This is a genomic window from Gynuella sunshinyii YC6258 (assembly GCF_000940805.1).
GTDB classification, from domain to species: domain Bacteria; phylum Pseudomonadota; class Gammaproteobacteria; order Pseudomonadales; family Natronospirillaceae; genus Gynuella; species Gynuella sunshinyii.
In genome coordinates, this window is record NZ_CP007142.1 from 284,114 (window position 1) to 299,577 (window position 15,464).

Below are 15,464 nucleotides of genomic sequence, written 5' to 3' on the forward strand. Positions count from 1 at the left end.
ACTATTGATGTCCACTCTGGTAGCTAACTGACTTCATATTATTTGCATGAAATCTCTTTCCTGGTTCAGACCTATCCACTTTCGGTTTTTATTATTGACGTTGTTCCAGGGAATGGCTTCTGCCGCTGTACTGCCAATACTCAGTACACACCTATCCCTTGATTTACATATTCAGCCTATTTTCATAGGCATTTTCTTTGCGATTAATACGGTTGCGGGGATAGCCATCAGCACGTGGTTCGCCCACCACTCAGATCATCACATGAAACGAACCAGTATTCTGAGGGTGGCTGTTTTATCCACGATAATCGGAGTGATTGGTATCGGCCAAACAAGCAACTATGCAGTATTGATTGTAATGGGCATATTGTGGTCAGGAATGTCCGCAACCATTTTGCCTCAGTTGTTTGCCGGATCACGGGAAACCGTTAACAGTGAACGAATGGTATTGTTGCAGTCATTGATGAGGGCCGCGTTTGCATTCAGCTGGGTGATTACGCCCCCGCTGGCATTTCTATTACTCCCCGTTTTAGGCTTCCAAACCATGATGTGGCTGGCAGCGGGTGTTTTCGGAGTCATGTTCATACTGATACCGGACACTGGACCAATCAAACATCACTCCCGCTCATCCACACCAGATACCCGCATTCTGACCCCGCATATCCTGGCCATTTTTGCGGTATTCATGATTATCAATATGGCGAACAGCACTTATATTGTTTACATGCCGCTTTATCTCTTGAATGACCTCAAGATGCCGACCTTTATCCCCGGCTTGCTTATGGGTCTGGCGGCCGCCATCGAAATGCCGCTGATGATTGCCATGGGTGCACTGTCGCATCGCTGGCGATTGCTGGCACCGGTACAGGTGGCGGTGGTTGCCGGTATTCTCTTTTATTTTGGCATGACACTGAGTGATCGCTTGAGCATGTTCCTGATACTGCAACTGCTGAATGCCACTTTGATCGGTTTGAGTGCAGGACTCGGGACATCTATCTTTCAATCATTACTGCCAAACCGCCCCGGTATGGCAGCCACATTGCTGGGAAATGCGTTCAAAACCGGTTCTTTGGCAGGTGCCACCATCGGTGCCTTGATTGCACAGTTTGGCCAGTATCGCGGGGTTTTTTTATTTTCAACACTGGGTCTCTGCCTTGCATTATTTTTAGTCTGTTGGGCAGACAGGCAAATTCGCGTAATTAATAAGCTAACTTAACCGTCAATTATCCTTGTATGATGCCGTGAAATAACGCTCAGATCATTGCCAATTTACTATTCCGGACTAAAGTTATTAATATGCCAAAAAGAATAATGACCGGACCTTTCAAATGAGAATTGGTAACAAATTAACTATTGCTCTGGCAGGTTTATCCACCATCGCCGTGATTAGTGCGGCTGCGATTATCGGCTGGAGTGCAACCGCCCGTATTGACGATGGCTTGCGTGAAGCCAGATTGCAACAAATGAACCTGTCTCAAAACGGCGCTTCGCGCATGCTCAAAAACTTCACGAAGGCCAGCACTGATCAAATATTGAGCTATGCACAAGACAGTAATGTTCTGAAGGCCATGGCCAACCTGAAGTCGAGCTTCACCTCTTATGCGCCATTAATGGCGCGTAAACAAAGTCCGGAGTTGCTCAAGGAACGCGCGGAAGATTTTTACCGAAATGCGTTCAAGAATGCTTATAACCAGTTTAATCCCAATACCCCGCTGGACCTTAATGCCCTGATACCATCCTTTGCAGATGAAACATTTGCAGTACATGCCCAATACCTTGCCAACAACCCCAACCCACTCAATGATAAGGAAGCAATGGACGACTCCGGCGATGGCATGTCCTATACCCGCGCGCATCTTAAGTTTCATAGCAACTTCCGCAGCTATAAGGAACGGTTCGATTATGATGATATTTATTTGATCGATCCCCAAAGTGGTTACGTTGTTTACTCTGTGGAAAAGAAAATTGATTACGGCACTTCCCTGTTCGACGGCCCTTTTAAAAACACTCCGCTGGCTCATGCGGTTACTCAGGCAACTTCCGGCAGTCCTGCTCAGGTTTATTTCGCTGATTTTGCTCCCTATCTTCCAAACCTGAATTTGCCCAGTGCGTTTATTGCGACTCAGATAGTCAATGACAAGCAAGAACTTGAAGGTATTCTGGCATTTCAACTTTCCACAAGCCATATCAACAGTTTGGTAACGTTTGAGCACAACTGGAAAGGTGCCGGGTTGGGTAATACCGGCGAGGTGGTTATGGTCGGTCCCGACGACCTGACTCGAACTATGCGCAGGGGTATTATCGAGAACTTCAATGATTTTATGGACACACTCTCTGAAAATGGTACCGATCCTGCAACGTTGAAGACGATGCAAGCGCGAAAGAGCAATATTGGACTGGAGAAGATCGATCTCGCCAACATCTCCGATTCTTCAGGTTCCAGCATCGTTAAGCTTCCCAACGGGCTCGAGAAACTGATCGCCTACCGCCCGATAGAATTTTTCGACCAACACTGGATGGTCATTGGGGAAATGAACAGCAAAGAGGCGTTTGGCGCAGTTGCCCAGGTCAAGTCAGACCTGATGTTTATCTCGACATTGATTGCCATCCTGGTAACCGTGATTAGCCTGATTATCGGCTTTATATTCTCAAAGATGCTGGTAAAGCCAATCAATCATACCGTTCTTACTCTGCAGGACATTGCCAGTGGCGACGGTGACCTGACCGCGCGGCTTGATGAAAACAGACAAGACGAAATCGGCGATCTGTCACAGGCATTCAATCAGTTTGTTTCAAAGATTCACGACATTGTAGTTAACCTCCGGGAAATTGCTCACTCACTGACCCAGTCGTCCTCTGTTCTGAAAACCACCAGCTCCCAGAACCAAAAGGATATGGAAGATCAGAATCTGCAGACAGACATGGTCAGCACTTCCATTACCGAAATGGCTGCGTCTTTTCAGGAGGTTGCCGGCCATGCCGCTGAAGCGGATCATCAATCGCAGACCACATTTAATACCGGACAGCAAAGTCTGGCGGTCATGGAAAAATCAACCGCTTCTGTCAGTTCGATGGAGCAGAAAATCTCGCATGCTTCTGAGGTTATTAACACCCTTAATCAAAACAGCACATCCATCGGCAAGATCCTGGAAATGATAGGCTCCATCGCTGAGCAGACAAATTTGCTGGCTCTGAACGCAGCCATTGAGGCTGCCCGGGCAGGTGAACAGGGCCGTGGTTTTGCAGTCGTTGCCGATGAGGTGAGGACCCTCGCCGGACGCACTCAACAGTCCACAGCAGAAATCCAAAGTGTGGTTCAGGAATTGCAAAAAGGCGCCTCCGAAGCGGTTACCGCCATCGCCAGCAGTACTGAAGAAGCCGCCACCATGGTCGAACTGTCCGAGCAGGCTCGTCATGCCTTTGAGGAAATCATGCAATCGATGACAGGTATTCGTGACCTGAATACCAACATCGCCAGTGCAGTCGAAGAGCAAAGTTCTGTTGCCGATAGCATCAGTGGCAGTATCAGCCATATCAAATCGATCAATGATCAAGCTGTAGAAGGTGGTCATTCTGCATTGGCGGCCATCGAAGATCTCAATAGCATGATTCTGAAACTCGAAAGCCTGGTCAAACAATTCAAAGTCACCTCCTGAGTTCCAATCGGTCCGGACAATGATTTAACATCGCCCGGACCTTTTGTAGAAGTGTGTCTCTAATGTCCGGAAATAAAAATCATCCATAGAGACGACAACATTACTCAAGCCCCAACTTATCTTTCAAAGATTCGCATTGTTGCTCAGTCAATCCCATCATCGGCATGAACTTTTTAAGCAGCGTCATGGGAAAACCCAATGTCAAAGCATAAAAAGAGTGATCCTTAGTGAATCCTACCTGAGCAAATGCGTCTTCTAATATCGGACGGGTCCGGTCATCCCGCAACCAGTCCTCCACCGTATCATTGAGGGTTGGTATTTGGCGGCATTCAATGTCGGATTCCAGTTCAATCCACAAGGATTCATGTATGTCCCGTGAAGAAGAACCAACCCTTATTTCAAAGCGTCCACTTTCTTCTGCAAACCGCTGAAGATGCGTGACAAAGTAGGCAAATGCCTGTTCATCGAGAGCAATCGACACACGTTGAGTTTCTCCCGGCTGCAACATAACTTTGGCGAAACCTTTGAGCTCCTGATCCGGACGCCGTAGCGTACTGTGCTCATCATGGATATAAACCTGAACAACTTCCGCACCAGCCATATCACCGATGTTGGTCACATTCACCGCCACTTCCCGGCAGGATGCATCATATGATAAATCGCTATAGGCAAAGGAGGTATAACTCAGTCCATAACCAAACGGATATTGCACCGGCAGCTTTTTGGTATCGTAGTAACGATATCCGGTAAATATGCCTTCATTATAGATCGTGTCGGCCTTATTGCCCGGGAAGCTTTCATAAGTTGGATTATGTTCCAGACGAACAGGAAATGTTTCTGACAGTTTTCCGGATGGTGAGACCTCTCCGAACAACAGTCTCGCCAGGGCTTCACCGCCCCCCTCACCTGGTAGCCAGGCATGCATCAACGAAGGCGCGTAATCTTCAATCTGGCGGGTTTCCAAGGCCGAACCGGCATACATTACTACAACCACATTCGAGTTGGTTTGATACACTGCTTTAATCAATTCAACATGAGCCTCCGGAAGACGCATATTTGACCGATCGAAGCCTTCACTCTCCAATGCGTCAGTGGTGCCTGTCAGCAACACGACCTGATCAACTCGTTTCGCCAGCGCGACGGCTTCCCGAAGCATCTCATCAGTCATTTCCAATTCTTCATATCCCATGGCCCAACTGACTTCTGCACGACTGCAGAACGCTTCAAAGGCGTTCGACAGGTGCCTGGGGTTCATGTGGGAACTACCACCGCCCTGGAAGCGGGGATGTTTGGCAAACTGTCCAATCAAACCAATAGAGCGGCTTTTGTCCAGCGGTAAATTACCGCTGTTTTTAAGTAATACAGCACTGTCACAGGCCACTTCAATGGCCAGTTCGTGGTGGCGTTCAAAATCAACCTGTACATCGCGCTTATGAGTCACGGATTTGTGAATCAACTCCAATACTTTCAGTACCCGGCTATCCAGAACCACTTCACTCATATCACCATTGTCCAGAGCATCGAGCAGCTGCTGATCCCGGTCTGCCGGCCCGGGCATCTCCAAATCAAGCCCGTGTTGATGACAGGCCACTTTGTCCCCTACAGCCCCCCAATCTGACATCACCAAACCATCGAACCCCAGCTGGTCACGCAAAATATCCTGCAATAGATGTGAGTTTTGACAGGCAAATTGCCCATTTACACTGTTATATGCCCCCATGACTGTCCAGGGCCTTGATTCGCGTATTGCTTTGGCGAATGGAGCAATGTACATCTCCTGCAACGTGCGCTCGTCAATTACCGAGTTGATCAGAAAACGCCTGGTTTCCTGCTCATTTCCGGCAAAATGTTTTAAACAGGCTCCAACACCCTGCGATTGGACTCCTTCGACGAAATTAGAAGCCATAGCCCCTGTCAAATAGGGATCTTCGGAAAAATACTCAAAATTCCGGCCACCTAATGGACTGCGTTTTCCATTAACACCGGGCCCCAACAATACCGAAACCCCCAACTGCTGACATTCTTTGGCAATGGCACCGGCCAACTCTTTGATCAGACCAACATTCCAGGTAGCAGCCATGGCTGCTTCAACCGGAAAAACGGTGGCATCCACACTGTCGAACACATCATGGCTTTGTGCCAGCCGAACCCCATGAGGGCCATCAGTCAAGGTAATGGAAGGAATCCCCAAACGCTCTACGCCGTGTAGATGCCATGCATCCAGACCGCACAGCAACTGAACTTTTTCTTCTCGATTTAATTGTTTAAGTATCGTTACAGGATCGAACATAGAGACTTCCTCAGGTACAGTACCTTGACCGTGCTATTGAAATTAAAATTTACTCACCAAGTGTAATTTATAATATTAATGGTTTTGAAACAGAAAAAAAGAAGCAACTGATGGATTTTTTTCCGAAACAATACAAACATGAAAGCCGCACACGCCGTCAACGGCGAAACTTTCTATTGCAAACCGCCTTCAAGCTGTTTATTACCAACGGCCTGAACAACACCTCCATGCTGAACATTGCCCAGGAAGCCGGGGTCGAACGGCGCACGCTCTACAACTACTATCCACACAGGGATTTGCTGGCAATGGACATACTAGTGGTACTGGTTGGCGACTTTCACCAGTCACTCAGTACTGACATCGCCAACGCCGAGGGCTCCGTTGCCGAGCTGCGGAGTTATCTGAATCACTTCATCGACACGCTGCTTTGTCGCCCGGAAATCGTTGATTACTTTTCTCAATTCGATCTCTCATTCCGGGATTACGACAACTCCGAATACGAACAGCTGATGGTTGAACTATCGTATTCCGACCCGTTGATTCAGTTAATTTCGAAAGGTGTCGAAAATGGCTATTTGACGGTACCTTCCACCGACATCGCCACTGTCGCCAAGACCATCAGCAACGCCATTATGGGACTGGCACAAAGGATATTGATTCGACCACAGGTCTATCAGCGGGAACAAAACTATCAGGCCGAGAGTATCCGGCTAATGGTGGACATCGTCATCGGAGGGATTATTACCCGAGCATAAAAAGGCCCGCTATGCGGGCCCTGAATTCACCCGGCGATCCTGTTTGATAACCGGGGTAATAATATTGGCAGAAACTGATCAGCCGGCTTTTTTCTTGTTGTATATATCGAAAATAACCGCACCCAGCAGTACCAAACCTTTGATAACCTGTTGCCAGTCAATACCAATACCGAGAATGGACATGCCGTTGTTCATCACACCCATGATCAGTGCTCCGATCACGGCGCCAATAATCCGGCCGACACCACCCGTTGTGGATGCCCCGCCAATAAACACCGCCGCTATCACGTCCAACTCGAACGCCGCACCGGCTTTTGGTGTTGCAGAGTTCAGACGCGCGGCAAACACCATACCCGCCAGCGCTGCCAAAACCCCCATATTGACGAAGGTCCAGAAGGTCAGTCGTTTGGTATTGATACCTGACAGCATGGCTGCTTTTTCATTACCACCCAACGCATAAATACGACGACCGGCAGTGGTACGATTGGTGAAGAAATTGTATGCGGAGATCAATATTGCCATAACAATAAGGACATTTGGGAAACCCTTATAAGTCGACAACAGATAAGTCAGGTATATAATTGCTCCACCAATCAACAGATTGCGGACAATGAAGAAGTTCATCGGTTCACTGATAACACCGTGCTCTTGCTGCTTCTGACGGGATCTGACATTCAGAATAATCATCAACAATGCCACGGCCACTCCCAGCACCATTGAAGTCGTATGGAAACGACCGTCAGACAGGAAGTTAGGAATAAAACCGGAACTTATTTTCTGGAAAGCAGTGGGAAATGGTCCGACAGACTGACCACTGAGCAAAGCCAGCGTCAATCCACGAAATACCAACATACCTGCCAATGTCACGATGAATGCAGGTATCCGGTAATATGCGACCCAATAGCCCTGAGCAGCGCCAATCAGGCCACCCACGAACAGACAGACCAGAATAGTAACGAAGTAGTTAATCTCGTAATTCACGATCATGACAGCCGCCAGCGCGCCGATAAAGCCAACGACCGACCCGACCGACAAATCAATATGACCGGCCACGATGACCAACAGCATGCCCAGAGCCATAATGATGACATAGCTGTTCTGCAGGAACAGGTTGGTTAAATTCAGCGGCTTAAGCAGTACGCCATCCGTCACAACCTGAAAGAAACCAATAATAACGACGAGTGCAATCAACATTCCGTATTCACGGATATTGCTCTTCATGAACCTCGCGGCAGACACCTTTTCCACTGGTACTGCTTCTGTAGATGTTTGTGTGGACATTCTTGTTATCTCCCAGATTGGATGATCATAGTCATTATAGCTTCCTGAGAGGCATTCTCTTTGGATAGCTCGCCAACTATTTCACCTTCATTCATCACATAAATTCGATCGCTGATACCTAACAGTTCCGGCATTTCTGAAGAGATCACAATGAGCCCTTTGCCCTGCGCGGCCAGTTCATTGATGATGCCGTAGATTTCATACTTGGCACCCACATCAATTCCCCGGGTAGGTTCATCCAAAATCAAAATCTCCGGCGTGGTAAACAACCATTTTGACAGTACAACCTTTTGCTGATTACCACCGGAAAGATTGCCGGTTTTCTGAAAGACATCCGGACTTTTAATATTCATCCGAGCCCGAAAATCATTGGCCACCGCCAGCTCTTTGTTGTCATCGACAACCGCATGACTGGACACACCCTCCATGTTGGCCATTGAAATATTGCGCTTAATATCTTCCATTAATACCAGGCCATAAGTTTTCCGATCTTCTGTCGCGTAGGCCAGACCGTTTTTTACGGCTTTGCTGATATTGCTGAGATCCACCGGCTTACCGTGCAGTAATACTTCACCGGATATTTTCTGGCCATATGAACGGCCAAAAATGCTCATTGCCAGTTCAGTACGACCAGCACCCATCAGGCCGGCAATACCAACCACCTCTCCAGCCTTGACATGAAAGCTCACATCTTTGATCAGGTGACGGTCAGCATGCAGCTGGTGATATACATTCCAGTCCTTGACTTCAAAAATGGTGTCACCAATATTCGGAGTACGGGGTGGAAAACGATCTGACAGGTCTCGACCAACCATGTCAGCAATAATTTTATCCTCACTGATATCCTGTGTAGTGCAGTCCAGGGTACTGACTGAGGTGCCGTCTCGAATAACCGTAATCGTATCTGCCACTTTACGAATTTCATTCAGCTTGTGGGAGATCAGGATCGATGTAATTCCCTGCTTCTTGAACTCCAATAACAGTTCCAGCAGAGCATCGCTGTCTTTTTCATTAAGACTGGCTGTGGGTTCATCAAGAATCAGAAGTTTTACGTCTTTCGACAGTGCTTTGGCAATTTCAACCAACTGTTGTTTACCAACGCCGATATTCGTTACCAGTGTTTCGGGGGACTCAGATAAACCAACTTTTTGCAGATAGGTTTTGGCTTTGGCAAATGAGTGAGGCCAGTTGATGACACCTCTTTTTGCCTGTTCATTACCTAAAAATATATTTTCCGCAATGGAAAGTAGGGGAACTAATGCTAATTCTTGATGAATGATGATAATGCCCAGCTTTTCGCTGTCAGCAATGGTTTTGAAAGAACGAACCTGATTCTGAAACAGAATTTCACCAGTATAGCTGCCATGAGGGTAAACGCCGCTCAACACCTTCATGAGGGTTGATTTACCTGCGCCATTCTCACCAACTAAGGCATGAATTTCCCCATCCTTCACTTTAACCGTGACATCATCAAGCGCCTTAACACCAGGAAACAACTTGGTAATATTGCGCATTTCAAGGATGGTATCCATTGAGTAACCTCTCTTTGGCGGACGCCAAATACTAAATCAATGTATTGATAATCAAATGAAAGCCAACCAGATCCCGATGCCTTTTTGGCATCGGGACCGTTATGCATTACATAACCTGATCTTTAGTGTAATAACCACTACCGATCAGTATTTCTTCCCAATTGGATTTATCAACACTAACGGGTTTCAACAGATAAGAAGGTACAACTTTTACACCATTATCATAAGTTTTGGTGTCATTAATTTCCGGAGTACCACCTTTTAATAATGCGTCAACCATGCCAACAGTTACCCTGGCAAGTTCACGGGTATCTTTGAAAATAGTAGAGGTCTGTTCATTAGCCAGAATGGATTTAACAGAACGAACTTCTGCATCCTGACCTGTGATCACAGGCATCGGCAAATCCTTACTACCGTATCCAACACCTTTCAGAGAGGAAATAATACCGATGGAAATACCATCGTATGGAGACAGAACAGCATCAACGCGGGCATCTGTATAGTAGGCACTCAACAGGTTATCCATACGAGCCTGGGCAGTTGCACCATCCCAGCGAAGTGTGGAAACTTTGTCCATTCCCATTTGTCCGCTTTTTACAACCAGTTTGCCACTGTCAATGTATGGCTGCAGAACAGACATTGCGCCGTTATAGAAGAAGTAAGCGTTGTTATCATCGGGAGAACCGCCAAACAATTCGACATTAAAAGGTCCTTTACCGTTCTTCAGGCCCAGCGTTTTTTCAATATAGCTGGCTTGCAGAACACCGACCTGGAAGTTATCGAATGTCGCATAGTAGTCAACATTTCCTGAGTCACGAATCAATCGGTCATATGCAATCACTTTGATATCCATGTCCGCAGCCTGCTGCAACACATCAGACAATGTAGTGCCATCGATTGAGGCGATGACCAGGACATCTACACCTTTCACAATCATGTTTTCGATTTGTGACAGCTGGGTAGGGATATCATCTTCTGCATATTGCAGATCTGTTTTGTATCCAGCTGCTTCAAATTGCTTAACCATGCTTTCGCCATCGGAGATCCAGCGCGCAGAAGACTTGGTTGGCATTGAGATACCGACCTTATCTTTAGCAAACGCGGCACCAGGTAGAGCAACGAGCAAGGACATAGCCGCTGCAGCGGCAAGAGATTTCAAACTTGTCATTTACATTCTCCCAAGGCTAAACATCCAAATTACTCCTCAAGGGAATCTGGGGATGCCTTAATAGTTGTTTTTTTAAAGGAAAACTTTTCTTTTTCAGTTTCAGGAAGGTCTTTCGATTTTAATTTTATCAACCCCCCACAACCAACAGTGTACATAGAGAATTAAAATAAAAATCTACTAGTTTATCAATGCAGCAATTTCATCCATGTATGTAGCCCAAAAAGTTAATCCTCTATGTCAGACTTTGTAATATTCTGACATAAAGATAGATATATATAACAATAATGCTATTTTATAAGAACTTTTTTCCTTGAAAACGTTCTTAAACAAAATAGTTATATTATCCATGACCAAGCTCAATGTCTTGTTCTGCAAGACATACTAGCAGGCAGTTGATTTTGTCGCTGAGACAGTGAAACCAAGGCAAAAATTATCAGAAAAGCGCTATTTATAAATCATAAATGAGCACCTTAAGATAATTTTTAACACCGCATTCGCTACATAAGTAGAAAATCAACAACCTGCCATGAGCCGCTGTTTGAGCATGGTTTGCATAACAAAAATAATAAATTGCAGGTACTCAAATTGTCTTCCATCTTCGATATCTACAAAGAATCATGTGTCAGAAGTTTCGATCTGCACGACAGCAATTCCGGCCACGAATTTTTGAACACATTTATTGCAGCAGCAGGCTATGAATATTGTGTAGACCCAAATTATGACTGGCATGGACTGAAACGCGGCAATTCAGATCTGATTATTATCCAACATACATTGTCGGGTTCTGGAAATCTGATAATCGACGATCAATATTACGAAATTGCTTCAGGTCAGACCATGTTGCTGAGAATCCCCCAGAACAGTCGTTATTGGCTGGGAGAGAACCCTCACTGGAAGTTTTTCTGGGTGACTCTGGGGGGGCATGAGATCGTCCGGCTCTTTGACTCCCTGTTGCTCAATCGTGGCCCGGTCCAAAGCTTCAACCGCCTGGTGATAAAACGCATGGAGCTTATCGTGCATGAAATCCTGACCGAAACCAGCAGCACGACAGGACACCTTTCTGCCAAAGCTTACGAACTGACTATGGCACTGTTCGATGCCACCAATATGGAACATTCCAGTGCCCGGGACCCTGATGCCATGGATCGGGTAAAAATGCACATCGAGCAAAATCTGGATCAGGAAATCAGCATGTCGGATCTGGCTAAAATCGCCAACTATTCACGACCTTATTTCACTCAGGTTTTTACTCAGTTATATGGCGAAAGTCCGGCTTCTTATTTGCTCAGATTAAGGCTGGAAAAGTCACGCGAGTTATTAATCCTCAGCCGTTACAATATTAAATATATTTCGCAGGCCTGTGGTTTTAAGGACCCTAACTATTTCGCCCGGCGCTTCAGATATCAGTACGGTATGAGCCCGAGGCAATTTCGATCCCTTAATAACCAGCATTTAGACATAAACTGATAAATTATCGGATACGGATGAAAACGTGTTTATTTTGACAATGACCCATGCAGCCAAAAAGCAATGGGATTAGACGCATCTACAATCGACAAAATAGCAAGTCATCAGCAAACTCGATGGCCTGGAGTAACCGTGTGGGTTTTGGAGAACGCATTTTAGGAGCGATTGTTTCTCGCCGAATCTCACACCCACAGGAACTATTCAGTGGGTTTTTCGGGAAACGCTTCGAAGCTGTTCAAAATACTCGATATCCCATGCCTGACCGTCACATATATAATGGTATTCGGGATTTAACGCATACAGACTGCTATAAACCTGAATAGTCTCCCCCCGTGAATTGAGCGTATAAACCGGAGTTGTCAAACGGCGATAGAACTCACTTTCATAACGATCTATTTTTATAAAATCTTCATCAGATACGTTCAACCTCAAAATACCTTCCAGCCCGGCCCTGTCGCTGTTTGGCACCAGCACCGGGTAGTCAGCATCAATCACTCCCAGACGCTCATAACCATCCAGCCAGGCCCGTTGGCAAACATATGTGGTACCAATCACTTCCCGCCAGATACGGTCATACATCAATGATCCGTAAGTAAATAAATGTTGCATACACCCTCCTTTGTTCGTCATTTATGCCAAAAGACAAATACAGTAATTTGTTATTTTTATAAATCGGATGAATGAGCAATAGATTCACAAGAGTGAACAGTTTTGCATTTTATTTTATAATCCCCCGGAAGGATAATTAACGACCTCAGGAGGAGCTTTTTATGTCTACAGTCATTCTATTTTCAATTGCTATTTTGTACCTGGTATTTACCAAGTCCACCAAGTCCGCACAGCGCAAGCGGTCAGCTACATTCAAGTAAATAATTATTGAAAGTATTAATACTGACAATCATCTTTTGGGCCACAATTGAATTGTGGCCCTCAATTTTTATCTATCATCCTAACTTTCTTGGTACAGAGTGTTTTATGGTAACCATGAATATTTCTTATAACCTATGATGACCAAAAACAACCGTTCCTCGCTTCTTTTCTGAATCAGAACTGAATCAGTATAAAATCTTTAGCCAACTCAGGCTGCGCAGGTTTGGTGCATAAATGTATACAGACAAAATCCTGTAACTCTCTCACACAATTACATTACATCTCGTTACAGGTATTCACACCTTAACGCAGCATTACTAGAATTCACTCAATAGCGGCTGGATTCAATAGTTTTAGCAGACGGCTACATCAAATTGACCATTTTTTCCTGATCAATTTACCTTCCTTTGGCTGATATCAGAACATCAAAACTGGCAGTGGTTTTACTGACTTGATATCAGCGTAAATCATTGGCTGAATGAACAAAGTATTTATGCCTTGGTGTTGGTTTTCTTATTAACATATTTAAAAAATTGCCGTTATCCGAAATACCCCAAGTCTTTTTCACTGACAGCCGTCTCATAACGGCAAAAAAGAAACTTATTTTGAATACTGATTGATCAGGTTTCGGCAACCTCAAAATAACGAAACCAGTTTTTTTGCTCAGCTTCTGGCATCTGATCACTGGGGTGTACCTGCATGCTTCCAGGCAGAATTTCTTCGCCACATTGATCACATACAACTTTCGCGTGACTGGTTTTACCACACGTGTGAGTGAACGTTATGGGACCACTGCCACCATACAACCATTTGTCCCCCCATGAGATCATCATTTGCATAACTCCCATAAGCTCTTGCCCTTTTTGTGTCAATCGATAACCTCCGCGCGGATTTCCTGTTTCTATCAGTTCGATCAGACCATGCTGATGCAGCACATTCAATCGAGCCGTCAGGACTTTTTTGGAGATTCCAAGTGTCTGTTGTAACCCGGTAAACCGGCGATTCCCCATGCGAATATCACGAATAATCAGCCACGCCCATTGATCCTCAATTACGTTCAGTGTCTGAGCGATGGAACAGGGGAAATGATCAAAACGAGTACGTGTCATAGTTGACCTGTGTTTTTTTGCCGTTTATATTTTGGTCTCCTTAAGAAACCATGTGAGTACATTATATGTTTCCTCGACGAGTTGTCATCACGGGTATTGGCGTAGTGTCACCAATCGGTAACGATCTCCCAACGATTGAGCATCATTTACGACATTCAGTCAGTGGCATCCGCTCGATGCCTGAGTATGCGGAGCTTGGCATGCGATCGCAAATCGCCGGAAAATCAGAAACACAACGGGTCGAGGATATCCCGCGTAAGCTAAAAAGGTTTATGGGGGAAGAGTCCCAACTGGCATATGTTGCCATGGAAGATGCCATTGCTCACAGCGGCCTGGACTTACAACAGGTGAAACACCCGAGAACCGGACTGATCATGGGATCAGGTGGTGCCTCAACAAAAGATATCGTTGAAGCAGCCGATGCGCTGAGGGAAAAAGGCATCAAAAAAGTCGGTCCTTATCGGGTGACTTCAACCATGACCAATACAGTATCAGCCTGCCTGTCGACGGGATTTGGTATTACAGGACTAAACTTCAGCGTCTCTTCGGCGTGCGCTACATCCGCGCACTGCATAGGTCTGGCTGCCCAGATGATTGCCTGGGGAGAGCAGGATGTCATCTTTGCCGGTGGTGCAGAATCAGAACACTGGTCCAAGTCCGCGCTATTCGATGCCATGCAGGCCATGTCTACAAACTTCAATCAGTCACCAGAGATAGCCAGCCGTGCTTATGACCTTAATCGCGATGGTTTTGTCATTGCTTCCGGGGCAGGTGTTTTGGTATTGGAAAGCCTCGAACATGCCGAACGCCGAAATGCTCATATTATCGCTGAGCTGACGGGTTATGGAACTGCGTCAGATGGTGCAGACATGGTAAGCCCTTCCGGTGAAGGTTCAGAGCGGGCGATGCTTTATGCACTTGAACAACATAAAGGACAGATTGATTATCTGAATACTCATGCCACCAGTACCCCATTGGGTGATGATATTGAACTGGAAGCATGCAAAAAATCTTTCCATGGCAAGCTTCCACCGCTGAGCAGTACTAAATCATTAACCGGTCACAGCCTGGGTGCCGCCGGAGTACATGAGGCGATTTACTCATTAATTATGCTGAGCCAGGGGTTTATGGCAGCATCCGCCAACATAGAAACGATTGACCCCAGATTTGCAGACCAACCCATTCTTCGAGAAACGATTAACACGGAATTAAAAACTGTGATGAGCAACAGTTTTGGCTTTGGAGGAACCAATGTCAGCCTGATTTTCTCCGCTCCTGTGTAAGCCGTAATTTTCTGTTTTTAAAAAGTTATGGCGCAAAATATGTGACGATGGAT

At 45.9% G+C, this 15,464-nt stretch carries 11 protein-coding genes; 5 read left to right on the forward strand and 6 right to left on the reverse strand.

All coding sequences use genetic code 11. The annotated features are described in order from the left end of the window. Positions 1 to 46: 46 nt before the first annotated feature. Positions 47 to 1,216 (forward strand): sugar efflux transporter, encoded by a 1,170-nt coding sequence (locus YC6258_RS01365; RefSeq protein ID WP_082070509.1) that lies wholly within the window; start codon positions 47 to 49, stop codon positions 1,214 to 1,216. Positions 1,217 to 1,328: 112 nt separating this feature from the next. After that, complete coding sequence (locus YC6258_RS01370) at positions 1,329 to 3,656, forward strand: methyl-accepting chemotaxis protein (protein WP_044615455.1); 2,328 nt, start codon at positions 1,329 to 1,331, stop codon at positions 3,654 to 3,656. A 100-nt stretch (positions 3,657 to 3,756) separates the two neighbouring features. Here the strand turns inward: YC6258_RS01370 and YC6258_RS01375 are convergent, their stop codons facing one another. Further along, on the reverse strand, positions 3,757 to 5,946 hold the full coding sequence (locus YC6258_RS01375) for a glycoside hydrolase family 3 C-terminal domain-containing protein (RefSeq protein WP_044615456.1): 2,190 nt from the start codon (positions 5,944 to 5,946) through the stop codon (positions 3,757 to 3,759). A 110-nt stretch (positions 5,947 to 6,056) separates the two neighbouring features. Between YC6258_RS01375 and YC6258_RS01380 the strand changes: the two genes are divergently transcribed. Continuing rightward, the gene (locus YC6258_RS01380; protein WP_044615457.1) at positions 6,057 to 6,701 is read left to right on the forward strand and encodes a TetR/AcrR family transcriptional regulator; all 645 of its coding nucleotides are present in this window, start codon (positions 6,057 to 6,059) and stop codon (positions 6,699 to 6,701) included. 78 nt (positions 6,702 to 6,779) lie between these two features. Here YC6258_RS01380 and mmsB read toward each other — a convergent pair whose 3' ends face one another. The 3 genes from mmsB to chvE form a co-directional block, all read right to left on the reverse strand. Next, entirely contained in the window at positions 6,780 to 7,982 is a 1,203-nt protein-coding gene (gene mmsB, locus YC6258_RS01385; RefSeq protein ID WP_044615458.1) for a multiple monosaccharide ABC transporter permease, read from the reverse strand. 5 nt (positions 7,983 to 7,987) lie between these two features. After that, complete coding sequence (gene mmsA, locus YC6258_RS01390; protein WP_044615459.1) at positions 7,988 to 9,514, reverse strand: multiple monosaccharide ABC transporter ATP-binding protein; 1,527 nt, start codon at positions 9,512 to 9,514, stop codon at positions 7,988 to 7,990. A 106-nt stretch (positions 9,515 to 9,620) separates the two neighbouring features. Further along, complete coding sequence (chvE, locus tag YC6258_RS01395) at positions 9,621 to 10,682, reverse strand: multiple monosaccharide ABC transporter substrate-binding protein (protein ID WP_044615460.1); 1,062 nt, start codon at positions 10,680 to 10,682, stop codon at positions 9,621 to 9,623. A gap of 549 nt (positions 10,683 to 11,231) precedes the next feature. Between chvE and YC6258_RS01400 the strand changes: the two genes are divergently transcribed. Further along, the gene (locus YC6258_RS01400) at positions 11,232 to 12,149 is read left to right on the forward strand and encodes a helix-turn-helix transcriptional regulator (protein WP_044615461.1); all 918 of its coding nucleotides are present in this window, start codon (positions 11,232 to 11,234) and stop codon (positions 12,147 to 12,149) included. A 201-nt stretch (positions 12,150 to 12,350) separates the two neighbouring features. Here YC6258_RS01400 and YC6258_RS26885 read toward each other — a convergent pair whose 3' ends face one another. Then, positions 12,351 to 12,758, reverse strand: coding sequence for a gamma-glutamylcyclotransferase family protein (locus YC6258_RS26885; RefSeq protein ID WP_052829986.1), 408 nt, complete (start codon positions 12,756 to 12,758; stop codon positions 12,351 to 12,353). An 881-nt stretch (positions 12,759 to 13,639) separates the two neighbouring features. Further along, on the reverse strand, positions 13,640 to 14,128 hold the full coding sequence (locus YC6258_RS01410) for a winged helix-turn-helix transcriptional regulator (RefSeq protein WP_044615462.1): 489 nt from the start codon (positions 14,126 to 14,128) through the stop codon (positions 13,640 to 13,642). 65 nt (positions 14,129 to 14,193) lie between these two features. Here YC6258_RS01410 and YC6258_RS01415 point away from each other — a divergent pair, with 65 nt between their 5' ends. After that, on the forward strand, positions 14,194 to 15,411 hold the full coding sequence (locus tag YC6258_RS01415; protein WP_044615463.1) for a beta-ketoacyl synthase N-terminal-like domain-containing protein: 1,218 nt from the start codon (positions 14,194 to 14,196) through the stop codon (positions 15,409 to 15,411). Positions 15,412 to 15,464: the final 53 nt, after the last annotated feature.